Source organism: Pseudomonas sp. GM33 (genome assembly GCF_000282295.1).
GTDB lineage: Bacteria > Pseudomonadota > Gammaproteobacteria > Pseudomonadales > Pseudomonadaceae > Aquipseudomonas > Aquipseudomonas laurylsulfatiphila.
The window spans coordinates 20,081-44,022 of sequence record NZ_AKJO01000103.1 but is presented as its reverse complement, the minus strand read 5'-3'; the positions used below and the strand labels follow the sequence as shown (position 1 = coordinate 44,022).

Sequence of the window (23,942 nt, the reverse complement as noted above, 5' to 3'; positions counted from 1 at the left end):
CGCGAAGAGGCCGCTACAGGCTCAGAGGGGCTTGATCGCCGCCGGATTGATCATCCGCGCTAACCCGAGGTTCTTCAGCGCCAGTTGCAGCGAGCTGTGGATAACCTGCGGGTTGTCGATGGTCATCAGCTCGGCCAGCAATTCCCTGGCCTTGCTCAGGTTGATCTGGCGCAGCATCCACTTCACCTTCGGCAAGTTGGTGGCGTTCATCGACAGGCTGTCGAAACCCATCGCCATCAACAGCACGGCCGCCGCCGGGTCACCGGCCATCTCACCGCAGATGCTCACCGGCTTGCCTTCGGCATGGGCGTCACGCACGACGTTCTGCAAGGCCTGAAGCACCGCCGGGTGCAGGTAGTCGTAAAGATCGGCGACCCGCGGGTTGTTGCGGTCCACGGCCAACAGGTATTGGGTCAGGTCGTTGGAACCGACCGACAGGAAGTCCACCTGTCGCGCCAGTTCCTTGGTCTGGTACACCGCCGCGGGGATCTCGATCATCACGCCAATCGGCGGCATCGGCACGTCGCAGCCTTCGTCGCGCACTTCGCCCCAGGCGCGGTGGATCAGGTGCAGCGCTTCTTCCAGTTCATGAATGCCGGAGATCATCGGCAGCAGAATGCGCAGGTTGTTCAAGCCTTCGCTGGCCTTGAGCATGGCACGGGTCTGCACCAGGAAGATTTCCGGGTGGTCGAGGGTGACGCGAATGCCGCGCCAGCCGAGGAACGGGTTGTCTTCCTTGATCGGGAAGTACGACAGTGACTTGTCGCCACCGATGTCCAGGGTGCGCATGGTCACCGGTTGCGGGTGGAACGCGGCCAGTTGTTCGCGGTAGATCGCCAGTTGTTCCTTTTCGCTCGGGAACCGCTGATTGATCATGAACGGCACTTCGGTGCGGTACAGGCCCACGCCTTCGGCACCGCGCTTCTGCGCCCGCGCCACGTCCGCCAGCAGGCCGGTGTTGACCCACAGCGGCATGCGGTGGCCATCGACCGTGATACACGGCAGATCGCGCAGCGCATCCAGCCCGAGGGCCAGTTGCTTCTCTTCTTCGACCACTTCGGCGAACTGCTTGCGCAGCACGTCACTCGGGTTGGTGTAGACCTCGCCGTGGTAGCCGTCGACGATCATCTGGATGCCGTCGACCTTGGAGTACGGCAGGTCGACCAGACCCATCACGGTCGGGATGCCCATGGCGCGGGCGAGGATGGCAACGTGGGAGTTACCGGAACCGAGCACCGACACCAGGCCAGCCAGCTTGCCTTCCGGCACCTCGCCGAGCATCGCCGGCGTCAGTTCTTCACTGACCAGGATGGTGTTGTCGGGGTAGACCAGGGTTTGCTGGCGCTCTTCCTGCAAATAAGCCAGCAAGCGCCGGCCGAGGTCCTTGACGTCCGAGGCACGCTCACGCAGGTAGGCGTCGTCCATCAATTCGAAACGGTTGACGTGATCGGTGACCACCTGGCGCAACGCGCCCTGGGCCCACTGACCGGTCTTGATCACTGTGGTGACTTCGCTGCCCAGCGCGGCATCGTCGAGCATCATCAAATAGACATCGAACAAGGCACGCTCTTCCGGGCGCAACTGCGTGGCGAGCTTGGCCGACAACGCGCGCATGTCGGCGCGCACGCCTTCGATGGCGGTCTTGAACAGCCCGAGTTCGGCGTCGATGTCGGTGATGGTCTTGTCCGGCACCACGTCCAGGTCGGCCGGCGGCAGCATGACCACCGCCGTACCCACTGCCGCACCCGGCGAACCCGGCACGCCGACGAACTTGGCTTCCTGGATGCCTTTGCCCTGACGACCGAGGCCACGGATCGAACCGGTGGCTTCGGCGTGGGCGATAACGCCGGCGAGCTGCGCGCTCATGGTCACGAGGAAGGCTTCTTCACCTTCATCGAACTGACGACGTTCTTTTTGCTGAATGACCAACACGCCGACGACGCGGCGGTGGTGAATGATCGGCGCCCCGAGGAATGAGGCGAAGCGCTCTTCACCGGTCTCGGCGAAGTAGCGATAGCGCGGGTGGTCCGCAGCGTTTTCGAGGTTCAGGGGTTCTTCGCGCGTACCGACCAGGCCAACCAGACCTTCGTTGGGTGCCATGCTGACTTTGCCGATCGAGCGCTTGTTCAAGCCCTCGGTGGCCATCAGCACGAAGCGGTTGGTCTCGGGGTCAAGCAGGTAGACCGAGCAGACCTGGCTGCCCATGGCCTCTTTGACGCGCAACACAATAATCCCCAACGCCGCCTTGAGATCCTTGGCGGAGTTAACTTCCTGGACGATCTTGCGCAGCGTATTGAGCATGGCTCGGGGTCGAACTCCGTCGTCAGTCGCGCGCTAAAAGGCGCGGGGCAAGCTCTTTGAGAGCGCGTCGATACACCTCGCGCTTGAATGTCACCACCTGGCCCAACGGATACCAATAGCTGACCCAGCGCCAGCCATCGAATTCCGGTTTACCGGTCAAATCCATCCGCACCCGCTGCTCGTTGGAGATCAGGCGCAGGAGAAACCATTTCTGTTTCTGGCCGATGCACAGCGGTTGGCTGTGGGTACGTACCAGACGTTGCGGCAAACGATAGCGCAACCAGCCCCGGGTGCAGGCGAGAATTTCAACATCTTCGCGCTCCAGGCCTACTTCTTCGTTCAGCTCGCGGTACAAGGCGTCTTCCGGCGTCTCTTCGGGGTTGATTCCTCCCTGTGGAAACTGCCAGGCATCTTGATTGATTCGGCGAGCCCATAGCACCTGGCCGGCGTCATTCGTCAGAATGATCCCGACATTGGGGCGAAAACCATCGGGGTCGATCACGGCAACAACCTCGCAAACGCATGTCGCCGCATTGTTCCACAAAGGTTGTTAAGGCGGCAACGAAGGTTCCTACCTTATGTGCACTCTTGTGAAAAGACCGTATTCTTGTCGCCTTTTTACTGACTTTTCAGCGGGTAACTGCAATGCGCCTGGCTTTATTCGATTTGGACAACACCCTTCTGGGCGGTGACAGCGATCACGCCTGGGGCGATTACCTGTGCGAGCGCGGCTTTCTCGACGCCGTCGCCTACAAGGCACGCAACGATGAGTTCTACCAGGATTACCTGGCCGGCAAACTGGATAACGCTGCTTACCTGAACTTCTGCCTGGAAGTCCTCGGGCGCACCGAAATGGCTACGCTGGATCAGTGGCACAGTGATTACATGCGCGACTGCATCGAGCCGATCGTGCTGCCCAAGGCTATAGAGTTGCTGGCCAAGCACCGCGACGCTGGCGACAAACTGGTGATCATCACCGCCACCAACCGCTTCGTCACCGGGCCGATTGCCGAGCGCCTGGGCGTCGAAACCCTGATCGCCACCGAATGCGAAATGGTCGAAGGCCGCTACACCGGACGCAGCACCGATGTGCCGTGCTTCCGCGAAGGCAAGGTGACGCGGTTGAATCGCTGGCTGGAAGAAACCGGGTTTACGCTGGAAGACAGCTACTTCTATAGCGACTCGATGAATGATCTGCCGCTGCTGGAGCAGGTGACGAATCCGGTGGCGGTTGATCCGGACCCGAATCTGCGGGCCGAGGCCGAGAAGCGTGGTTGGCCGGTGATTTCGTTGCGCGACTGAAGATCAAAAGATCGCAGCCTGCGGCAGCTCCTACAGGGGGAATGTGTACACCTGTAGGAGCTGCCGCAGGCTGCGATCTTTTCGGGTTAAACCGGCTTGGCGCCCATCAACCCGGCAATGGCGATAAAACAGACAAAACTGAACAACGCCAGGGCAAAGGTGAACTTCCCCACGCCACCCGGCGCTTTACGCAGCTTGTTCAGCCGTACCAGCAGCCAGAACCACGCCAGTGCCGCCACGGTGTAGAGCACACTGGAGGCCAGCAACCAGGTCTGCCCCAGCGGCCAGCCCACCAGGTGCACCATCCACCAGCCGGTAAACGGCATGCTCAGCAGCGCCAGCCCCATCAACAGCCAGACAAATACACGCGGCCGTTGCAGGGTGCGGCTTCCCGCCGTCGCATCACCCTTGCGCCGCGCCAGCAAAACCCAGACGCCCAGACCCAGCGCACAAGCCAGCAGTACAACGGTTGCCACCATGTGCGCCGCTTTCAGGGCAGTTAACGTTTCCATTGTTCGATTTCCTTATGACCTGCCCAACAGCGTAGCCCCTCAGCCAAGAAACAGCTGATAGGCCGGGTTGTCGCTTTCGTCCCAGTATGGGTAACCGATCTCTTCCAGCGCCGCCGGCACCAGGTGGCGCTCGTCGTGGGGCACTTGCAGGCCCGCGACGACCCGGCCATCCGCCGCGCCATGGTTGCGGTAATGGAACATCGAGATGTTCCAGCGCCCGCCGAGCTTGTTGAGGAAGTTGAACAACGCCCCCGGACGCTCCGGGAATTCGAAACGCAGGATCACTTCGTCGACCACATGCGCCGCACGCCCGCCGACCATGTGGCGGATGTGCAACTTGGCCAGTTCATTGTCGGTCAGGTCCAGTACCGGGAAACCCTGCTCACTCAGACTGGCGATCAGGGCGCTGCGCGGGTCGTTTTCCGGATGGGTCTGCACGCCGACAAAGATGTGCGCTTCACTGCCGGTGTTGTAGCGGTAGTTGAATTCGGTGATCTGGCGCTTGCCGATGGCTTCGCAGAACGCCTTGAAGCTGCCCGGTTTCTCGGGAATGGTCACGGCGATGATCGCTTCGCGGCCCTCGCCCAGCTCCGCGCGCTCGGCGACGTGGCGCAGGCGGTCGAAGTTGACGTTGGCCCCGGAGTCGATGGCGACGAAGGTCTGGCCGCTGACGCCGCGCTGCTCGACATATTTCTTGATCCCGGCCACGCCCAAGGCGCCGGCAGGTTCGGTGATCGAGCGGGTATCGTCGTAGATATCCTTGATGGCGGCACAGATTTCGTCGGTGCTCACGGTAATCACTTCATCGACATGATCCTTGCAGATGTCAAAGGTGTGCTGACCGATCTGAGCCACCGCAACACCGTCGGCGAAGATGCCCACGGTCGGCAACACCACACGCTCGCCCGCCGCCATGGCGGCTTGCAGGCAATTGGAGTCATCCGGCTCGACGCCGATGATCTTGATGTCCGGGCGCAGGTACTTCACGTACGCCGCAATGCCGGCGATCAGGCCGCCACCGCCCACCGGGACGAAAATCGCATCCAGAGGCTGCGGGTGCTGGCGCAGAATCTCCATCGCCACGGTGCCCTGCCCGGCAATGGTGTGGGGATCGTCGTACGGGTGAATGTAGACGTAGCCTTTTTCATCGACCAGTTTCAGCGAGTAGGCCAGGGCTTCCGGGAACGAATCGCCGTGCAGCACCACTTTACCGCCGCGCGAGCGCACGCCTTCGACCTTGATCTCCGGGGTGGTCTTGGGCATGACGATGGTCGCTTTCACACCCAGCACCTTCGCCGCCAGGGCCAGGCCTTGCGCATGGTTGCCCGCCGAAGCCGTCACTACGCCGCGGGCGCGCTCCTCGTCGCTCAACTGGGTCAACTTGTTGTAGGCGCCGCGAATCTTGAAGGAGAACACCGGCTGCAAGTCTTCGCGCTTGAGCCAAATGCTGTTGCCCAGCCGCTCGGAAAGCTGGCGGGCAGACTGCAGCGGGGTTTCTACGGCAACGTCATAAACGCGCGAGGTGAGGATCTTTTTGACGTACTGTTCAAGCATCGGAAAGCATCACTGAGCGGGTTGGGCGGGACCAAGGAGTCTAACCCGCATTTTGGGCGGGCGACCACACTAAACAGGTGGTTTTAAGCCAGCGAAAAGATCGCAGCCTTCGGCAGCTCCTACAGGTTCGATGTTTTGACCTGCCAATCGGGCAATGACCTTCCCCGCCCCGAAGCCTATAATGCCGGCCTTTCGTCCCCTCCTCGGCACTCCGGAGCCCGCATGAACCAGGATCAACTCAAACAGGCAGTGGCCCAGGCCGCCGTCGACTTCATCCTTCCGAAACTCGACGACAAGAGCATCGTCGGGGTCGGCACCGGCTCCACCGCCAACTGCTTCATCGATGCCCTGGCCCAGCACAAGGGCGCATTCGATGGCGCCGTCGCCAGTTCCGAAGCCACCGCCGCGCGCCTCAAGGGCCACGGGATTCCGGTGTACGAACTGAACACCGTCAGCGACCTGGAGTTCTATGTCGACGGCGCCGATGAAAGCGACGAACACCTGAACTTGATCAAGGGTGGCGGCGCCGCCCTGACCCGCGAGAAGATCGTCGCGGCCGTGGCCAAGACGTTCATCTGCATCGCCGATGCCAGCAAACTGGTGCCGGTCCTCGGTACTTTCCCGCTGCCGGTGGAAGTCATCCCGATGGCCCGCAGCCATGTGGCCCGCGAACTGGTGAAGCTCGGTGGCGACCCGGTCTACCGCGAAGGCGTGCTGACCGACAACGGCAACATCATCCTCGATGTGTTCAACATGCAGATCACCAACCCGGTGGAGCTGGAGACACAGATCAACGCGATCGTCGGCGTGGTCACCAATGGTTTGTTCGCGGCGCGTCCGGCGGATCTGTTGCTGCTGGGTACCAGCGAAGGCGTGAAGACCCTGCGCGCCCAATAAGCCAGACTGCCCAAATTCTCTGGGCAGATGAATGACCTGTGGGAGCGAGCTTGCTCGCGATGAGGCCGTGTCAGTCGACTGAAATGCTGAATGACAGACCGCAATCGCGAGCAAGCTCGCTCCCACAGTATTTTGTGGTGTTGGTTAGAGTTGTGCGGGCTTCTTGAACACGTAAAACAGGTTCGGCTCGCTGACGAGGTACAGCGTACCGTCGTCGTCCACGGCGACCCCCTCCGCTTGCGGCACGGTTTTTTGCAGGCCCTGGCGCCCCTTGCCCAACGACATTGTGCTCAGCGGACGCCCGCTCACATCCAGCTCCAGAATCAACCGCGACTCATCCGACAGCGCCAGCAAATGCCCGCTGCGCTCGTCGTATTGCAGGCTCGACAGATCCCGCACGAACATCCCGGCATCACGCTTGGGGTCGTTGATCACGTGTATCGAGTAGGATTCTTCAGGATTGAAGCGCGGAAAACCGTGCACCTCGTAGATCAGCATCGGGTTGCGCTCCTTGGCAACGAACAGGCGCTTGCCCACGGAATCGTAAGCCAGGCCCTCGAAACCCTTGTTGCCGCCCATGTGGACGCCAATGGTCATCTGCTCGGCGTCTGCCGCATCGACGAAAGTGGTGTCCTGCTCCAGTCGAATCTTGATCAGCCGCTGCTGGCTTTCATCAGTGACCACATAGACGTCCTCACTGATGAACTCCACCGCCTCCGGATCGCCGAAACCGACCAGCGCCACACGGCGCAAAATCCTGCCGTCGAGGGACAACTCGATCAGCTCGCTGTGTTTGTTGGTGACGGTGAACAGACTTTTGCGCACCGGGTCGTAGGTCAACGCTGAAACGTTGTCCGCCAGGCCATCGATCACCTGCGCTTCGGTCACGACCCGGTATTGATCAAGGCCCATGGCCTGGGAACTCACCGGCTGCCACAGCGTATGCAGATTGAACCAGGCACGCTCGAACAGACGCAGGTATTGGCCGAACGCAACCAGGGCGATCAGCGAGATCACCGACAGGATCAGAATCAGGGATTTGGGGCGGGCAAATCGACGCATTCGGCTGGGCTCAGGGTCAAAACAGGCGGATGAAATATCACGCCCGTCTGAACTGAAGCTTAATGGCCGCGGGCCCTTTACGCATACACAGAGGCATTACCTCTGTTTTTCGAAGCGATAAAACAGGTTCGGTTCACTCACCATGTACAACGTGCCCGCTTCATCCATGGTCACGCCTTCGGCGCGCGGAATGGTGTTTTTCAAGCCGTTGAAGCCGCCCAACAGGGTGATGAAACTGACCTGCTGGCCATTCTTGTCCAGCTCCAGCAACAGGTGCGAGTCCGCGGACAGCGCCAGCATGTGGCCGGTCCGCGGGTCGATGGCCAGCGCCGACAGGTTGCGCATGTCCAGCGCATGACTGGCCAGCTTCAGCTTGTCGCCGGTCAGGACCTTGCCGTCCCCCTTCCAGGCAAACAATGCCGGCGGGCGCTCTTCACCCAACACCAGTTGCTGATTGCCCAGATCCCAGGTAACAGCCTCAAAGGCTTTGTTCTGGTCTTTGGAAGGGCCGAGGTCGTATTTCGGGAAGTCGGCGATGTTCAGTTCGCGAGTCTCGGCAGCGACCTTGACGATAGAGATCAGATGCTCGCGCTCATCGACAATGGCCAGTCGGCCGTCGCCCAGCACGGTGACGCCCTCCGGGTTGCTCCAGCCGACCAATGGCATTTTGCGCAGCACATCACCCTGCAGGTTCAACTCGACCAGGAAGGGGTTCTTGCCCATGACCGAAAACAGGGTCTTGGTCTGAGGGTCATAGGCCACGTCCGATGCTTCGTCCTTCTCCATGCCCGGCAACGGCTTGGCATCGATCACCGCCCGATAGTCCGGCAGCCAGACACTGGCCTGACGCTCGGCCGGGCTTTTGAATTGTTCTTTCACCCAGAGCACGCCCCGCGCATCCCAGTGCATGGCAAATGCAACGCCATAGGCGACAACGGCCACCAACAAAAGCCAGGTGTGCCAACGCAGGGCGAAACGTGAGCGGCGGGCAGGATTAAGCGTGGATAGCGGAGGAGTGGCCATTGGGGAATGCGTTCCAGAAATTCAGGCTAGGGGTAATAGCACAGTTTGGGGCCGGCTCAGAGGCCGAAAGCCCTGAAATTATCCAGACAGGATGTGAAAAAAACGGGAAATGACAGGGTGGGCCATCTACAGGCCACGACAAAACCAATGTGGGACCGGCGGTGCGACGATTTGACTTGCTCGCGAAAGCGGTGTGTCAGGCAACACTTATGTCGACTGTCACGCCCTCTTCGCGAGCAAGCCCGCTCCCACAGGGTACAACGGCGCTACAACTAGCGAACGCTGCTGCTAAAGCGGCTGGCGCCCGGCAGTTCCAGGACGATCTCGTCACCGACATTCAGCGGACCGACGCCCACTGGTGTGCCGGTGAGGATCACATCCCCGGCCTGCAACGAAAAGCAGCCGGCCATGTGCTGGATCATCGGAACGATCGGGTTGAGCATTGCGCTGCTGTTGCCGTCCTGGCGCACTTCGCCGTTGATGGTCAGGCGGATGCCGATGTCGGTCAGGTCGGCAAAGGTGCTGCCGGACACGAACGGAGCAATCACCGCCGCACCGTCGAATGACTTGGCGATTTCCCACGGCAGACCCTTGGATTTCAGCTCGGCCTGCTTGTCGCGCAGGGTCAAGTCCAGGGCCGGGGCGAAACCGGAGATGGCGTCGAGCACTTCTTCACGGCTCGGCCTGGTCGACAACGGCTTGCCGATCAACACCGCGATCTCCGCTTCGTAGTGCACCGAGCCGCGCTCGGTGGGAATGCTGAAACCACCTTCCAGCGGCACCACGCAACTGCCCGGCTTGATGAACAGCAGTGGCTCGGTCGGCACCGGGTTATCCAGTTCCTTGGCGTGTTCGGCGTAGTTGCGGCCGATGCACACAACTTTCCCCAACGGGAAATGAATACGCGTACCGTCGACATACTGGTGCTGATAGCTCATTTACCGTCTCCTGCCTTCAAGGGTGCGTAAGGTTTTCTGCTCAAACCGCGAAGATCTTGCCCGGGTTCATGATGCCGTTCGGGTCGAACACTGCCTTGACCGCTTTCATGTACTCGATCTCGACCGGCGAACGGCTGTAGGTCAAGTAATCACGCTTGGTCATGCCCACGCCGTGCTCGGCGGAGATCGAACCGTTGTACTTCTCGACGGTTTCGAACACCCACTTGTTGACGGTCGCGCACTTGGCGAAGAACTCGTCCTTGCTCAGGTTATCCGGCTTGAGGATGTTCAAGTGCAGGTTGCCGTCGCCGATGTGGCCGAACCAGACGATTTCGAAATCGGGGTAGTGTTCGCCGACGATCGCGTCGATTTCCTTCAGGAACGCCGGGACTTTCGACACGGTGACCGAGATGTCGTTCTTGTACGGCGTCCAGTGGGAGATGGTTTCGGAAATGTACTCGCGCAGCTTCCACAGGTTCTGCAGCTGGGTTTCGCTCTGGCTCATCACGCCGTCCAGCACCCAGCCTTGCTCGACGCAGTGCTCGAAGGTTTCCAGGGCGTGGTTGGCCACCTCTTCGGTGGTCGCTTCGAATTCCAGCAGCGCGTAGAACGGGCAGTCGGACTCGAACGGCGCCGGCACGTCACCACGGGCCATGACCTTGGCCAGGGCCTTGTCGGAGAAGAATTCGAAGGCGGTAAGGTCGAGTTTGCTCTGGAAGGCGTGCAGCACCGGCATGATCGAGTCGAAATCGGCGGTGCCGAGGACCATCGCGGTCAGGTTTTTCGGCGCGCGATCAAGGCGCATGGTCGCTTCGACCACGAACCCGAGTGTGCCTTCGGCCCCGATGAACAGCTGGCGCATGTCGTAGCCGGTGGCGTTCTTGATCAGGTCCCGGTTCAGTTCCAGCACGTCGCCCTTGCCGGTGACGACCTTCATGCCAGCGACCCAGTTACGAGTCATGCCGTAGCGAATCACCTTGATCCCGCCGGCATTGGTGCCGATATTGCCGCCAATCTGGCTCGATCCTGCCGAAGCGAAGTCCACCGGGTAGTACAGGCCGTTTTCTTCGGCCACGTTCTGCAGATGCTCGGTAACCACGCCCGGCTGACACACGGCGGTGCGGTCAGTGAGGTTCACGTCGAGGATCTGGTTCATGTAGTCGAACGACACGACCACTTCGCCATTGGCCGCTACCGCTGCGGCGGAAAGGCCGGTGCGACCGCCGGACGGCACCAGCGCCACCTTGTGCTTGTTGGCCCACAGGACAATGGCCTGGACCTGCTCGGTGGTCTTGGGGAACACGATGGCGGTCGGGGCCGGAGCGAAATGCTTGGTCCAATCCTTACCATAAGCATTCAGGGAGTCGGCATCGGTCAGCACCTTGCCAGGCTCAACCAGGGTCTTCAGCTCTTCAATCAAGGCAGGATTGGTCATCGACAGAACTCTCGAACAATTCATGGTCATCCTGAGAACGCTTCACGTCGCAGGAATGAGTGTTTAGCGGGGCGCATATGCTAGCATACCGACCCCGCAGCATAGTGCCCAACGGCTATTCTGCGGCACGGCTTTCTTGCCGTCCGGGTCAGCTCTGGGCTGCTCCCTTCCCTGCCAATTTTCTCCGGGATACAGGTTTACGCAGATGAGCAAGACTTCTCTCGATAAGAGCAAGATCAAGTTCCTTCTTCTCGAAGGCGTCCACCAATCGGCTGTCGACGTCCTCAAGGCGGCGGGCTACACCAGCATCGAGTACCTCACGGGTTCTCTGCCGGAAGCCCAGCTCAAGGAAAAGATCGCTGACGCTCACTTCATCGGCATTCGCTCGCGCACTCAACTGACCGAAGAGATCTTCGATCACGCGAAGAAGCTGGTTGCGGTCGGCTGTTTCTGCATCGGCACCAACCAGGTCGACCTGGACGCTGCCCGCGAACGCGGTATCGCGGTGTTCAACGCGCCCTACTCCAACACCCGTTCCGTAGCGGAGCTGGTGCTGGCCGAAGCGATCCTGCTGCTGCGCGGCATCCCTGAGAAGAACGCTTCCTGCCACCGTGGCGGCTGGATCAAGAGCGCGGCCAACTCCTTCGAGATCCGTGGCAAGAAGCTGGGCATCGTCGGTTACGGCTCGATCGGTACGCAACTGTCGGTCCTGGCGGAAGGCCTGGGCATGCAGGTGTACTTCTACGACACCATCACCAAGCTGCCATTGGGTAACGCTACTCAGGTAGGCAACCTGCACGAGCTGCTGGCGATGTCCGACATCGTTTCGCTGCACGTACCGGAAACCGCCGCCACCCAGTGGATGATGGGCGAGAAAGAAATCCGTGCCATCAAGAAAGGCGGCATCCTGATCAACGCCGCCCGCGGCACCGTTGTCGAACTGGACCACCTGGCGGCCGCCATCAAGGACAAGCACCTGATCGGCGCGGCCATCGACGTATTCCCGGTGGAGCCACGCTCCAACGACGAAGAGTTCGAAAGCCCGCTGCGTGGCCTGGACAACGTGATCCTGACCCCGCACATCGGCGGTTCTACCGCTGAAGCCCAGGCCAACATCGGTCTGGAAGTCGCGGAAAAACTGGTCAAGTACAGCGACAACGGTACCTCGGTATCGTCCGTGAACTTCCCGGAAGTGGCCCTGCCGGCTCACCCTGGCAAGCACCGCCTGCTGCACATCCACGAAAACATTCCGGGCGTACTCAGCGAGATCAACAAAGTCTTCGCCGAAAACGGCATCAACATCTCCGGCCAGTTCCTGCAGACCAACGAGAAGGTTGGCTACGTGGTGATCGACGTCGACGCCGAGTACTCGGACCTGGCGCAAGAGAAGCTGCAACACGTCAAAGGCACCATCCGTAGCCGTGTGTTGTTCTGATCGCGATCTGAGCAAAAAAAAGGGAGCCTTCGGGCTCCCTTTTTCATCGACGCAACAACGTTACTTGACGTTGACGGTGATCTTCTCGGAAACGATCGGCGGATCGAACGGCATGTGGTTGCTATCGCCCAGTTCAAGCTGCAGGGTGTGTTTGCCCGGCGTGAGCGTGACTTCAGCCTGGGTCTGCGCGGCGCCGAAATGCTGGTGGTTGGCATCTTTGGGGATCGGCGCTCCGGCGGCCGGCAACTCATCGACATCGATCAGCAAATGGTGATGACCGGTGTTCTTGGTGGGGTCGCCCGCCGGTGCCAAGGCAATATTTTCAACAGCGAACTTGACGACCACAGTCTGTGGAACATTCGCGCCGTCCTTGGGAGACACGATGGACACTTCGGCGCCTTTCGGAGCCGGCGTTGCAGCACTGGCCAGCACCGAAACACCCATCAACAGGCCAGCCAAAGCAGCACGTGACATAAAGGTTTTCATTCTCTTCTCCAGTTTTTTCGTAAAATCCGCGTGACCATGACAACTTCATGGCCATTCGTTGTCGAAGGCACTCGACAACCATAGCAAAGCGAGCCTGAATCAGAGGGTCGCGATAATAAATTCAAAGGAGTGACCATGCGCTTTCTGCCTGGCCTGATCTGCCTGCTACCCCTTCTGAGCCCTTTGGCTCATGCCGAACTGATTGATGACGTCAACGACCGGGGCGAGTTGCGCATAGCCGTTGAAGCCAACACTCCCCCCTTCAACTACAAGGATGGTGACAAGCTCGCCGGCTTCGAAGTCGAACTGGGCCAACTGCTGGCAAGTGAACTCGATGTCCGGGCCGACTTTGTCGTCACCGACGGCAGCGATCTGCTGACCGGCGTCGAAAGCGGCAAATACGACATCGCTATCAACCACATAGCAGTGACCCCGGATCTCAGTGATCGTTTCGATTTCAGCGAACCTTACGTTCAAGCCCAGGCGCAATTGATCGCGCAGAAAGAAGAGCCGCGCTCCATTCTGCTGGTGCAGTCGCTGACCGAAGGGAAGCCCAAAACCAACCCGGCCGTGAGCCTGGCGATTCCGTTTCAGAAGGGAAATCCGGCGTTCCATGCCAGCCTGGAAAGCGCCTTGCAGCGAATCAAGGATGATGGACGAATGCACGCGCTGGAGCAGAAGTGGTTCGGGGTGGATGTGGTGCCGAAGCTGCAGAACTGAAGTGAATGCAGAACCTGTGGGAGCGAGCTTGCTCGCGATGAGGCCAGTCCAGTCAACATTGATGTTGAATGTCAGGCCGCCATCGCGAGCAAGCTCGCTCCCACAGTGTCTTTTGTCGCTCGTTAATCGAGTGTTGCCAAGGCCTGCGCCGCCTGCGGCAGCTCCAGCTCACTGAACACCTGCACGCCATGGCGCTTGAGCAGCGCCGCTGTCACGCCCTCGCCACTGACCTTCACACCGCTGAACGTCCCGTCATAGGTCAACAGATTGCCGCAGGACGGGCTGTTGGCCTTGAGGACGGCAATGCGGATGCCGTGCTTTTGCACCAGTTCCAGAGCCTGATACGCCCCCGACAAAAACTGCGCACTGACGTCCTCGCCCTCGGTCGTGATCACCGAGGTCTGGCCATCGAGGACTTGCGCGCCCTGCCCGCCCGGAATTTCCGCTGCCGCCCGAGGCGTTGGCAAGCCACCGGCGACCTCCGGGCACAACGGTACGATCCGACCTTCGTCGAGCCAGTGCTGAAGCTGATCGAACAGCCCGCTGGCCCCGCCGTCGTAACGAACGCGGTGGCCCAACAGGCAGCGGCTGACGAGAATTTTCTGCATGATCAGAACGGCTCGTTGCCGCGCCGCCGGAACCAGCCCGTCAGCGACAGGCGATCGCGGGTCGCGGGCAGGACTTCGTGGGGAACCTCTCCGGAAAGAAACACCACCAGGCAGCCACCGGTAGGCTGCACGTCGTGGACGCGATCGTTGTCGAGGTACATGCGCAACGAGCCGCCGTGCTCGGGAAGCCAGCCGTCATTGAGGTAAACCACCGCCGAAACCATGCGCCGGTCGTCATCGCGAAAGCGATCGACATGCTTGAGGTAGAACGCCCCGGGCGGGTACATCGCAAAATGGCTTTCGAAATCCTCCAGGCCGAGAAACAGACCGCGATTGATCGCCTCGCGCAGGCTGTCCATCAAACTCAGATAGCTGTCGCAAGCCTCGGCCTGGCCGGGGTCGATCCATTGGATATGGTCGCCACGAATTCCTTCGCGGATCTCCGACGACGGCCCTCGACCCACGGCGGCCGGAGCCAGTTCACCCTCGGCAGCACGCTTGCGACACTCGGCCGCCAGCGCTCGGGTCAGGTCCTGAGGCAGGAAAATATTCTGCTGCGACCAGCCGTGCTCGGCCAGGTCGTCGACGATTCGTAACAGCAGCGGGTGATCAGAGGATATTTGCATGCCGCGCATAGTATTCCTGTGCCCGAAAATCCGACAGAGCCGCGCAGCGGGTTGATACGAATTCTCGACAAGTACGGATACCACACGGAGAATAGTCGCCTGCTGACAGGAGTCCCTATGCGCCGTTTGCTTTTATCACTGCTGATGTTCTGCGTTATGCCCGCCTGGGCAGACGGCCACGACCAGTTGTACAAGGTCGCCGGCTGGCCGGAACAACGCGCGCATTTCAACGACGCCCTCTCGGCTGCCCAGCAACGCTACCAGGGCAGCCTGCCTCCGGCGGTGTATCAGGCTCTGGTCAATAACAGCAATCAGCGATTTTCCGCCCAGGCCGTGGACCAGCGCGCCGAAGCGCAATTGCGCAAGAACCTCGCCGATCCAAAACCTGCACTGACGTTTTTCCAGTCGCCTCTGGGCAAGAAGATCGTCGCTGCCGAGTTGCTGGCGACCCGTCGCGACCAACTGGCGAAAAATGCCAAGGGCTTGCCAAAGATGCAGGCCAGCGACAGCCGCCTGCTGATCATCGGCCATCTGGCACAAGCGCTGCCTGCTCGCGAGGCCGGCGCGGAAGTCAGCCTGGCGATTGCCGGTGTGGCCGCCGACAGCCTGAGTTCGATGATCCCGGGATTGCTTGGTGCCGGTCAGGCCCAGGGCATGCTCAACGGCCAGCGCCAGCGCCTGATGGACCAGATTGGCAGCGACCTGAACAATACGCTGCTGTATGTCTATCGCGACCTGTCGGACGACGAGCTGGAAGAGTTCGCGACCTTTGCCGAATCGACGCAAGGCCAGGCTTACTATCAGGCGGCACTGGCGGCGATTCGCGCGGGGTTGGCGGTGGGGCAGAGCAATTCGAACCTGACCCAGTGAAAAGATCGCACTGTAGGAGCTGCCGAAGGCTGCGATCTTTTGATCTTGCTTACCGATTCTGACGACTCATCCGCCTGCTCAAAAACCCGAAATACTCCGTGCGCATCGCCAGTGTTTCATTCGCCAGATGATGCCGCGCCTCGGGCAACATCAAGACCTGCGGCCTATCAAACTTGCCCCGCAACACTTCAAGGTTATGCTCCCAATCCACGGTCATGTCCGCCTGCCCCTGCACGATCAGCGGCCGCCTGGTGCTGACAGGCGCCGCTTCAACGCGTTTGATCCAGCGTGCCAGCGCGCCCACCCAGGCCGTCGGCAGACGTAGCGGCTGCAACGGATCGGCTTGCAGGAACGGCAGAAAGGCCGGGTCGTTGGAGTTCTCGCTGAAGCGCCGGGCGATGGCTTTGACGAACGGCCTGAGCACGTAATAGCTCAGATGCGACCAACCCCACGCGCGCGGCCGCACCAAGGGTGCCAACAGGATCACCTGCCCCTGGGCCGGGCTGCTCGCCCCCGCATTCAACACATGATCGATCACGATCGCCCCACCGGTACTTTGCCCGCACAGGTGCCACGGTTGCGGCAAATCGAGGGATTGCGCCTCGCTGAACAACCCTTGCAACGTGTCCTGGTACTCGGCGAAATCCTTGATGCTCGCCCGCTCGCCACTGGACAAGCCATGTCCCGGCAGGTCGCAGGCAATCACCGCAAAGCCTTGGTCCAGCGCCCATTCGATCACATGCCGGTAGAGACCGGTGTGGTCGTAGAAACCGTGGATGACAAACAGCGTCGCCTTCGCCCGCTCGGGCCACCAGAACTGGCTGACCAGCTGATATCCATCGACCTCGAAGCGCCCAAGACCGCTGCGCACCTGATGCGATGAAAAATCCAGTCCGTAGAACTGCTGGTAGGCCTTCGCCTGCGCCGACAACGGCTGCCCGGCCGCCAGTGGCAGCAGACTTGCACGTAGAAGATCAGGGTCGAAAGTGGCCGGCATGGACGATTCCAGAGCGTGAAACGGACTTTATAGGCCTGCGATATTCTTCTGTCGCGGCAAGCATGGCAAGCTAGCCGACCTTCGAGGACTGAACCGATGCGCCCGCCCTTTCGCGCCACCCTGTTTGCCAGCCTGCTCGCCGTGGTGTGTGCCGGCGTATTGTGGGCGGCCTACGACTGGTTCCAGGGGCGTTACCTGCGGGCGTTCAGCGAGCACACGGCAATGTTTTCGGGTGATCCGCTGCGCCTTCCCGATGACCTCGCAGGCCCTGGTGCCATCCGCCTGGTGCATTTCTGGGACCCGGCCTGCCCATGCAATGTCGGCAATCAACAACACCTGACCGAACTGGTCGAGCGCTATGTCCCCCACGGCGTGGAATTCTATACCGTGCAAAAACCCGGTAGCCATGGCCAGTTAACAGGCACCTTGAGCCGCCTGAAATCCATCGACGTCTTGCCCGGTTCCGAACAGATCCCCGCCAGCCCGGCCGTGGCAATCTGGGATCGCAGCGGCAAACTGGCGTACTTCGGCCCCTACAGCGAAGGCCTGACCTGCAATTCCAGCAACAGCTTTATCGAACCCATCCTGCAAGCGCTCAATGAAGGCCGAGCGGTGAGTGCCACGCACACACTGGCGGTGGGGTGTTACTGCCCGTGGCCTGTCGATCCGGCGAAGTAGGCAAAGCCACGCCCATACGAATCCCTCCTACGGGCGATGCGCCAAGCCGGCGCGCCGTGTTAAACAGTGGCACCTGGAATCACAATAACAACAAGGAATCCCCATGAAACGCAGCCTGACCGCTCTCGCGCTGTTGATCGTCGTGCTGGCCGCCGGAGCCGGCTGGTACCTCTACAGTAAACAGCCGTCACGCCAGGGCATGGTCGAACTGCAACACCTGCAAGGCTCAGTCACCGTGCGCTACGACGAGCGCGGCGTTCCGCATATCCGCGCCGACAACGAACCCGACCTGTACCGCGCGCTCGGCTACGTGCATGCCCAGGACCGCTTGTTCCAGATGGAAGTCCTGCGTCGTCTGGCCCGTGGCGAACTGGCCGAGGTGCTCGGACCGAAGCTGCTCGACACCGACAAACTGATGCGCAGCCTGCGCATTCGCGAACGCGCTGAAACCTACTTCGCCAATCTCGACAAACAGTCACCCTCTTTCATCGCCATGCAGGCCTATCTGGACGGCATCAACCAGTATCAGGACAGCCACGCCAAACCCGTGGAGTTCGATGTGCTGGGCATTCCAAAACGCCCGTTCACCGCCCAGGACACCATCAGCATCGCCGGTTACATGGCCTACAGTTTTGCGGCGGCCTTTCGTACCGAACCCTTGCTGACATTCGTACGCGATCAACTGGGCCCTGACTACCTGAGCGTTTTCGATCTCGACTGGCAGCCCAAAGGCGTGCTCGACGGGACCGCACCTTCCCTGGCCAGCGCCGACTGGAAAGACCTCAACGCCCTCGCCCGTCTGAGCGAACAGGTCTTGGCTGACAACGGTCTGCCCCAGTTCGAGGGCAGTAACGCCTGGGTCGTCGCGGGCAGCCGGACCCAAAGCGGCAAGCCACTGCTGGCGGGCGATCCGCATATCCGTTTCTCCGCACCGTCAGTGTGGTACGAAGCACAACTCTCCGCGCCGGGCTTTGAACTCTACGGGCATTACCAGGCGTTGATGCCGTTCGCCTCCCTGGGCATGAACAACGACTTCGGCTGGAGCATCACCATGTTCCAGAACGACGACCTCGACCTGATCGCCGAGAAGGTCAACCCGGACAATCCCAATCAGGTCTGGTATCGCGGCAAGTGGGTGGACATGGTCACCAGCGAACAGAAGATTGCGGTCAAGGGCCAGGAACCGGTGACGCTGGTACTGCGTCAATCACCCCACGGCCCGATCGTCAACGATGCCTTGGGCAGCGGCGTCGGCAAGACACCGATTGCCATGTGGTGGGCGTTTCTCGAAAGCCAGAACCCGATTCTGGACGGGTTCTACCAACTCAACCGCGCCGACACCCTGGTCAAGGCCCGCAGTGCCGCGGCAAAAATCCAGGCACCGGGCCTGAACGTCGTATGGGCCAATGCCAAGGGTGACATCGGCTGGTGGGCGGCGGCGCAACTGCCGAAACGTCCGGCGGGTGTAAGCCCATGGTTCATCCTCGATGGCAGCAGCGCCGAGGCCGACAAGGATGGCTTCTATCCGTTCAGCGCCAACCCTCAGGAAGAAAACCCGGCGCGGGGCTACATCGTCTCGGCCAACTTCCAGCCGGTGTCGCCGACCGGCATGGAGATTCCCGGCTATTACAACCTTGCCGATCGCGGCCAGCAGCTCAATCGCCAGCTCAGCGACAAAGCCGTGAAATGGGACCTGGAAAACAGCCAGAAACTGCAGTTGGGCACTACCACCGCCTACGGTCCGCGCTTGTTGGCGCCGCTGTTGCCGGTGTTGCGCGAAGTGGTGAGCGACCCCGCCGAACTCAAACTGGTGGAGCAACTGGCCCAGTGGAAAGGTGACTACCCGCTCGATTCCACCAGCGCCACGCTGTTCAACCAGTTGCTGTTCAACCTGGCTGACGCGACGATGCACGATGAACTGGGTAACGACTTTTTCGAAACACTGCTCTCGACCCGGGTGATCGACGCCGCGCTCCCCCGCCTGGCTGCCAGCGCCGATTCACCGTGGTGGGACAACCGAAGCACCCTCGGCAAGGAGACCCGCGCCGACACGGTGAAGGCCGCCTGGCAAGCCAGCCTCGCACACCTCAAGAGCACCCTCGGCGCAGATGCCTCGCAATGGCAGTGGGGTAGCGCGCACACCTTGACCCATGGTCATCCGCTAGGGCAGCAAAAGCCGCTGGACCTGGCCTTCAACGTCGGCCCCTTCGCCGCACCTGGCAGCCATGAAGTGCCGAACAACCTCTCGGCGAAAATTGGCCCGGCACCCTGGCCCGTCACCTACGGCCCTTCGACCCGGCGCCTGATCGACTTCGCCGACCCGGCCCACAGCCTGACCGTCAACCCGGTTGGCCAGAGCGGCGTAGTGTTCGACAGTCACTATGATGATCAGGCCGAGGCCTATATCGAGGGGATGTATTTCCAGGCGCATCTCAATGACGAAGAAGTCACGGCCAATACGCGCAGTACGTTGAAGCTGTTGCCGGCGCGGGCAGCGCCATAGACTTTTGCTGACTGGACTGGCCCCTTCGCGAGCAAGCCCGCTCCCACAGTTGAAATGCGTTCCCCCTGTGGGAGCGGGCTTGCTCGCGAAGAGGCCCTCACAGGCAACAAAGATGTCAGCTCAAACCATCGCCGCAAAATTCAACCTGAACTGCTGCGGCGTCACCCCCAGCCTGCGATTGAACACACTGCGCATGTGCTGGGCATCGCGAAATCCACATTGATAGGCCACAGTCTTGAGCGGCGCCCGGGTGCTTTCGAGCATCACCCGCGCCGCATCGACCCGCGCGCGTTCGACGAACTCGGCCGGGGTGATTTTCGCTTCCCTGGCAAACACACGGGAAAAATTGCGCGCGCTCATGTTGGCCGAATTGGCAAGGTCGGCGATGGCTAAATCGCCCGTCAGGTTGGCCAGCACGTAATGCTGGACCATCGCCACCGCCGAGTCCGGTTCGGCGTGGGGCGTGAGGAACGGGCTGAACTGCGACTGCCCGCCCGAACGCTGGGTGAACACCACCAGCCGCTTGGCGACATTCAGTGCCACTTCCGGCCCGTGATCCCGGCCCAATAGATACAAGGACAGATCGATCCCCGCTGTAACCCCGGCCGAGGTGAACAGGTCGCCGTCCTCAACGTACAGTCGATCCGCTTCCACGCGGGACGAGGGGCACAGCGCCGCCAGATCCGATGCGTCCTGCCAATGCGTGGTGACCGTGCGCCCCTCCAGCAACCCGGCGCGGGCGAGCATGAAGGCACCGTTGCAGATCGAGCCGAACCGCTGCGCCCGCCCGCAGGCCTCGCGCAGCCAGGTGTCGAACGCCACGCCGAAACTCATGAACGGTAATTGCGGCCCGCCCGCCACCAATAACAAGTCGTACGCCTCGAGCGCTTCGCTGAAATGCCGATGGGCATTGAGTGCCAAACCGTTGGAGCACGCCATTATCCCGTGCTCGACACCGATCACCTCCAGCCGATAGTGATCCTGCGGGGCAAGGAATCGATTGGCCTCGGAAAACACATCCATGGGCCCGGTGACATCCAGCGACTGGACGCCGGCGAAGACCACGATGGCGATGGTTTTACTCATGGTTCGAAACGCCCTCAATGAATCAGGATTGACGCGTACCTGTGGCGAGGGGGCTTGCCCCCGTTCGGCTGCGCAGCAGTCGTAAACCGCTTGAACGCGGCTTACCCGAATGAGCATTGGGGCCGCTTCGCGACCCAACGGGGGCAAGCCCCCTCGCCACAAAAGCGGGTTTAGTGTGAGCCACCCTAGCCAAACCAGGCGCAACAAGCGAGGTTGGCGCGATATGCATGCTCATTGGCCGGGATCGCAGCCATGGCGCGATTGTCCGGATTCGGGGGCCGGAACAGACTGAAACCCTCAGCGCCACCCAGGCGTTCACGACAAGGAAAACTCCATGAGCACCACCATCGCCGGCATCAGGATCCCCGACAGCGCGCTGGCCAAGGCCACCACCGAATACATCCGTGACATCGAATCGGACCTGCTCTACCACCACTCGCGTCGGGTCTTCCTGTTCGGCGCCCTGAGCGGTGAGCGCAAGCAATTGGCCTACAACCCGGAGTTGCTGTACGTCGGCGCGATGTTCCATGACCTGGGCCTGATGGAGGGTCACCGCAGCGACAACGAGCGTTTCGAAGTCGACGGCGCCAATGCGGCAGCCGCATTTCTCAAGCCTTACGGGCTGAGCGACGACGATATCGAACAGGTCTGGCTATCGATTGCCCTGCACACCACACCGGGCGTTCCTCAGTACTTGCGGCCCACCGTGGCGCTGGTAACGGCTGGAGTCGAGATGGACGTGCTGGGCATGGACTACGCGGCGTTCTCCAGCGTGCAGCGTGAAGCGGTGGTGCATGCGCATCCACGGGGTGAGGGGTTCAAGGAGTGCATCATCTGCGCGTTTGCCGATGGCTTGCGTCATCGTCCGCAGACTACGTTCGGGAATGTGAAGACGGATGTACTGGTGGATCAGGAGTCGGGATTCAAGCCGATGAATTTCGTCGAGGTCATTCGCCAATCTCCTTGGATTTCCTGACCGCCAAAGAGCCTGTGGGAGCGAGCTTGCTCGCGATGGCGGCATCACAGTCAACATCGATGTTGAATGTCAGTCCGCTATCGCGAGCAAGCTCGCTCCCACAGGGGGTCGGGTTGGCCACAAAGTTGTGGTCAACCCGGCATCAGGCTCAAGCCGCTTCCGGTGCCTGCGCGCGACGCACGTCCGGTTGCTTCCACGAGTCGGCGGCCGCTTCTTCGATCGCTTGCTGGATCGCACGACGACGACCTTCTTCGGCGCGACGGCTGAAGAACCAGACCAGGAAAGTCACGATCGACACCGCCAACAGGATCAGGCTGGCCACGGCGTTGATCTCGGGCTTCACGCCCAGACGTACCGCCGAGAACACCTCCATCGGCAGGGTCGTGGACCCCGGGCCCGACACGAAGCTCGCCAGCACCAGGTCATCCAGCGACAGGGCGAACGACATCATGCCGCCCGCTGCCAGCGACGGTGCGATCATCGGGATGGTGATCAGGAAGAACACCTTCCACGGTTTCGCGCCCAGGTCCATGGCCGCCTCTTCGATGGACAGGTCCAGCTCGCGCAAGCGTGCCGAGACCACCACCGCCACATAGGCCGCACAGAACGTGGTGTGGGCGATCCAGATGGTGATGATGCCGCGTTCCTGCGGCCAGCCGATCATCTGCGCCATGGCCACGAACAGCAGCAACAGCGACAGACCGGTGATCACCTCAGGCATCACCAGCGGCGCGGTCACCAGGCCACCGAACAGGGTACGGCCTTTGAAGCGCGTAATACGCGTCAGGACGAACGCCGCCAGGGTACCCAGCGCCACCGCCGCCACCGCCGTGTAGCAGGCGATTTCCAGCGAGCGCACCACCGACCCCATCAGTTGCGAATTGTCGAGCAGGCCGACGTACCACTTGATCGACCAGCCGCCCCACACCGTCACCAGTTTCGAGGCGTTGAACGAGTAGATCACCAGGATCAGCATCGGCAGGTAGATGAACAACAGACCCACTACCAGCATCAGGCTCGAGAAACGGAAGCGCTTCATTCTTTACCCTCCATTTCCTTGGCCTGACTGCGGTTGAACAGGATGATCGGCACAATCAGGATCGCCAGCATCACCACCGCCAGGGCAGACGCCACCGGCCAGTCACGGTTGTTGAAGAACTCTTGCCAGAGCACTTTACCGATCATCAGGGTTTCCGGGCCGCCGAGCAGTTCCGGGATCACGAACTCACCCACCACCGGGATGAACACCAGCATGCAGCCGGCGATGATGCCGTTTTTCGACAGCGGCACGGTGATTTTCCAGAAACTGTTGAAGGTGCTAGAACCCAGGTCCGACGCGGCTTCCAGCAGGCTCTGGTCATGCTTCACCAGGTTGGCGTACAACGGCAGGATCATGAACGGCAGGTAGGAATAAACCACACCGATGTAGACCGCCAGGTTGGTGTTCAGGATCTGCAGCGGCTCGTTGATCCAGCCCATGCTCATCAGGAAACCGTTGAGCAGGCCATTGTTGCTGAGGATGCCCATCCACGCATACACGCGGATCAGGATCGCGGTCCAGGTCGGCATCATGATCAGCAGCACCAGCACCGTCTGCACTTCCTTGCGGGCAACGGAGATGCCGTAGGCCATCGGGTAGCCGATCAGCAGGCAGAGGATGGTGCTGAAAAACGCCATCTTCAACGAGCCGAGGTAAGCGGCGATGTACAGCTCGTCACCGGCCAGCATCGCGTAGTTGCCCAGGTTAAGCAGCAACTGCAGCTTCTGCTCGGCGTAGCTGTAGATTTCTGTGTAGGGAGGAATGGCCACGTCCGCTTCGGCGAAGCTGATCTTCAGTACGATGAAGAACGGCAGCATGAAGAACAGGAACAGCCAGATGAAGGGAACCCCGATGACCATCTGACGGCCACCGGGAATTATTCGATTGAGTCGG

23 protein-coding genes are annotated in these 23,942 nt (G+C 60.9%); 8 read left to right on the top strand and 15 right to left on the bottom strand.

The genetic code is table 11. The features are described 5' to 3' along the window. Positions 1 to 21: 21 nt before the first annotated feature. Together ptsP and PMI26_RS10020 are read right to left on the bottom strand one after the other, a co-directional pair. The gene (ptsP, locus tag PMI26_RS10015) at positions 22 to 2,301 is read right to left on the bottom strand and encodes a phosphoenolpyruvate--protein phosphotransferase (protein ID WP_007976410.1); all 2,280 of its coding nucleotides are present in this window, start codon (positions 2,299 to 2,301) and stop codon (positions 22 to 24) included. Between the two features lie 22 nt (positions 2,302 to 2,323). After that, positions 2,324 to 2,803 carry an RNA pyrophosphohydrolase gene (locus PMI26_RS10020; RefSeq protein ID WP_003229203.1) on the bottom strand — a complete coding sequence of 160 codons (480 nt, stop codon included), beginning with the start codon at positions 2,801 to 2,803 and terminating at the stop codon, positions 2,324 to 2,326. Positions 2,804 to 2,946: 143 nt separating this feature from the next. Here PMI26_RS10020 and PMI26_RS10025 point away from each other — a divergent pair, with 143 nt between their 5' ends. Continuing rightward, a complete protein-coding gene (locus PMI26_RS10025; protein ID WP_007976408.1) occupies positions 2,947 to 3,603 on the top strand; it encodes an HAD family hydrolase in 657 nt (218 codons plus the stop codon). An 86-nt stretch (positions 3,604 to 3,689) separates the two neighbouring features. Here the strand turns inward: PMI26_RS10025 and PMI26_RS10030 are convergent, their stop codons facing one another. Together PMI26_RS10030 and ilvA are read right to left on the bottom strand one after the other, a co-directional pair. Next, positions 3,690 to 4,115: a DUF2269 domain-containing protein gene (locus tag PMI26_RS10030; RefSeq protein WP_007976406.1), complete on the bottom strand. Its 426-nt coding sequence runs from the start codon at positions 4,113 to 4,115 to the stop codon at positions 3,690 to 3,692. A 39-nt stretch (positions 4,116 to 4,154) separates the two neighbouring features. After that, positions 4,155 to 5,669, bottom strand: coding sequence for a threonine ammonia-lyase, biosynthetic (ilvA, locus tag PMI26_RS10035; RefSeq protein WP_007976404.1), 1,515 nt, complete (start codon positions 5,667 to 5,669; stop codon positions 4,155 to 4,157). A 222-nt stretch (positions 5,670 to 5,891) separates the two neighbouring features. On the opposite strand from ilvA, the gene rpiA reads away from it, so the two are divergent. Continuing rightward, positions 5,892 to 6,566, top strand: coding sequence for a ribose-5-phosphate isomerase RpiA (gene rpiA, locus PMI26_RS10040; RefSeq protein WP_007976402.1), 675 nt, complete (start codon positions 5,892 to 5,894; stop codon positions 6,564 to 6,566). A 144-nt stretch (positions 6,567 to 6,710) separates the two neighbouring features. On the opposite strand, the gene PMI26_RS10045 is transcribed toward rpiA, so the two are convergent. The 4 genes from PMI26_RS10045 to PMI26_RS10060 all read right to left on the bottom strand — a co-directional run bounded on the left by PMI26_RS10045 (position 6,711) and on the right by PMI26_RS10060 (position 11,024). Beyond that, entirely contained in the window at positions 6,711 to 7,628 is a 918-nt protein-coding gene (locus tag PMI26_RS10045; RefSeq protein WP_007976400.1) for an SdiA-regulated domain-containing protein, read from the bottom strand. A 96-nt stretch (positions 7,629 to 7,724) separates the two neighbouring features. Further along, on the bottom strand, positions 7,725 to 8,651 hold the full coding sequence (locus PMI26_RS10050) for an SdiA-regulated domain-containing protein (RefSeq protein WP_007976399.1): 927 nt from the start codon (positions 8,649 to 8,651) through the stop codon (positions 7,725 to 7,727). 272 nt (positions 8,652 to 8,923) lie between these two features. Then, positions 8,924 to 9,589: a fumarylacetoacetate hydrolase family protein gene (locus tag PMI26_RS10055; RefSeq protein ID WP_007976397.1), complete on the bottom strand. Its 666-nt coding sequence runs from the start codon at positions 9,587 to 9,589 to the stop codon at positions 8,924 to 8,926. Positions 9,590 to 9,629: 40 nt separating this feature from the next. After that, entirely contained in the window at positions 9,630 to 11,024 is a 1,395-nt protein-coding gene (locus tag PMI26_RS10060; RefSeq protein WP_032829505.1) for an FAD-binding oxidoreductase, read from the bottom strand. A 205-nt stretch (positions 11,025 to 11,229) separates the two neighbouring features. Between PMI26_RS10060 and serA the strand changes: the two genes are divergently transcribed. Beyond that, the gene (gene serA / locus PMI26_RS10065) at positions 11,230 to 12,459 is read left to right on the top strand and encodes a phosphoglycerate dehydrogenase (RefSeq protein WP_007976393.1); all 1,230 of its coding nucleotides are present in this window, start codon (positions 11,230 to 11,232) and stop codon (positions 12,457 to 12,459) included. Between the two features lie 60 nt (positions 12,460 to 12,519). Here serA and PMI26_RS10070 read toward each other — a convergent pair whose 3' ends face one another. Then, positions 12,520 to 12,945 (bottom strand): DUF4399 domain-containing protein, encoded by a 426-nt coding sequence (locus tag PMI26_RS10070; protein ID WP_007976392.1) that lies wholly within the window; start codon positions 12,943 to 12,945, stop codon positions 12,520 to 12,522. 135 nt (positions 12,946 to 13,080) lie between these two features. On the opposite strand from PMI26_RS10070, the gene PMI26_RS10075 reads away from it, so the two are divergent. Then, entirely contained in the window at positions 13,081 to 13,665 is a 585-nt protein-coding gene (locus PMI26_RS10075) for a transporter substrate-binding domain-containing protein (protein ID WP_007976389.1), read from the top strand. A gap of 122 nt (positions 13,666 to 13,787) precedes the next feature. Here the strand turns inward: PMI26_RS10075 and PMI26_RS10080 are convergent, their stop codons facing one another. Both PMI26_RS10080 and PMI26_RS10085 read right to left on the bottom strand, forming a co-directional pair. Continuing rightward, positions 13,788 to 14,273, bottom strand: a complete 486-nt coding sequence (locus PMI26_RS10080) for a DUF523 domain-containing protein (RefSeq protein ID WP_007976388.1) — start codon at positions 14,271 to 14,273, stop codon at positions 13,788 to 13,790. Positions 14,274 to 14,275: 2 nt separating this feature from the next. Next, the gene (locus tag PMI26_RS10085; RefSeq protein ID WP_007976386.1) at positions 14,276 to 14,908 is read right to left on the bottom strand and encodes a 2OG-Fe(II) oxygenase; all 633 of its coding nucleotides are present in this window, start codon (positions 14,906 to 14,908) and stop codon (positions 14,276 to 14,278) included. A gap of 108 nt (positions 14,909 to 15,016) precedes the next feature. On the opposite strand from PMI26_RS10085, the gene PMI26_RS10090 reads away from it, so the two are divergent. Then, entirely contained in the window at positions 15,017 to 15,769 is a 753-nt protein-coding gene (locus PMI26_RS10090) for a DUF2059 domain-containing protein (RefSeq protein ID WP_007976384.1), read from the top strand. Positions 15,770 to 15,818: 49 nt separating this feature from the next. Here the strand turns inward: PMI26_RS10090 and PMI26_RS10095 are convergent, their stop codons facing one another. After that, complete coding sequence (locus PMI26_RS10095) at positions 15,819 to 16,766, bottom strand: alpha/beta hydrolase (protein WP_007976381.1); 948 nt, start codon at positions 16,764 to 16,766, stop codon at positions 15,819 to 15,821. A 96-nt stretch (positions 16,767 to 16,862) separates the two neighbouring features. Here PMI26_RS10095 and PMI26_RS10100 point away from each other — a divergent pair, with 96 nt between their 5' ends. Together PMI26_RS10100 and PMI26_RS10105 are read left to right on the top strand one after the other, a co-directional pair. Beyond that, entirely contained in the window at positions 16,863 to 17,444 is a 582-nt protein-coding gene (locus PMI26_RS10100) for a DUF6436 domain-containing protein (RefSeq protein ID WP_007976379.1), read from the top strand. A 103-nt stretch (positions 17,445 to 17,547) separates the two neighbouring features. Beyond that, positions 17,548 to 19,947, top strand: a complete 2,400-nt coding sequence (locus PMI26_RS10105; RefSeq protein WP_007976377.1) for a penicillin acylase family protein — start codon at positions 17,548 to 17,550, stop codon at positions 19,945 to 19,947. A 120-nt stretch (positions 19,948 to 20,067) separates the two neighbouring features. Here the strand turns inward: PMI26_RS10105 and PMI26_RS10110 are convergent, their stop codons facing one another. Further along, the gene (locus tag PMI26_RS10110) at positions 20,068 to 21,033 is read right to left on the bottom strand and encodes a GlxA family transcriptional regulator (protein WP_007976375.1); all 966 of its coding nucleotides are present in this window, start codon (positions 21,031 to 21,033) and stop codon (positions 20,068 to 20,070) included. A gap of 334 nt (positions 21,034 to 21,367) precedes the next feature. Here PMI26_RS10110 and PMI26_RS10115 point away from each other — a divergent pair, with 334 nt between their 5' ends. Next, the gene (locus PMI26_RS10115) at positions 21,368 to 22,009 is read left to right on the top strand and encodes an HD domain-containing protein (RefSeq protein ID WP_007976372.1); all 642 of its coding nucleotides are present in this window, start codon (positions 21,368 to 21,370) and stop codon (positions 22,007 to 22,009) included. Between the two features lie 148 nt (positions 22,010 to 22,157). Here PMI26_RS10115 and PMI26_RS10120 read toward each other — a convergent pair whose 3' ends face one another. Then, positions 22,158 to 23,048, bottom strand: coding sequence for an ABC transporter permease subunit (locus PMI26_RS10120; RefSeq protein WP_007976370.1), 891 nt, complete (start codon positions 23,046 to 23,048; stop codon positions 22,158 to 22,160). Beyond that, positions 23,045 to 23,926 carry an ABC transporter permease subunit gene (locus PMI26_RS10125; protein ID WP_177323535.1) on the bottom strand — a complete coding sequence of 294 codons (882 nt, stop codon included), beginning with the start codon at positions 23,924 to 23,926 and terminating at the stop codon, positions 23,045 to 23,047. Before PMI26_RS10125 ends, PMI26_RS10120 begins: the two co-directional genes overlap by 4 nt. Positions 23,927 to 23,942: the final 16 nt, after the last annotated feature.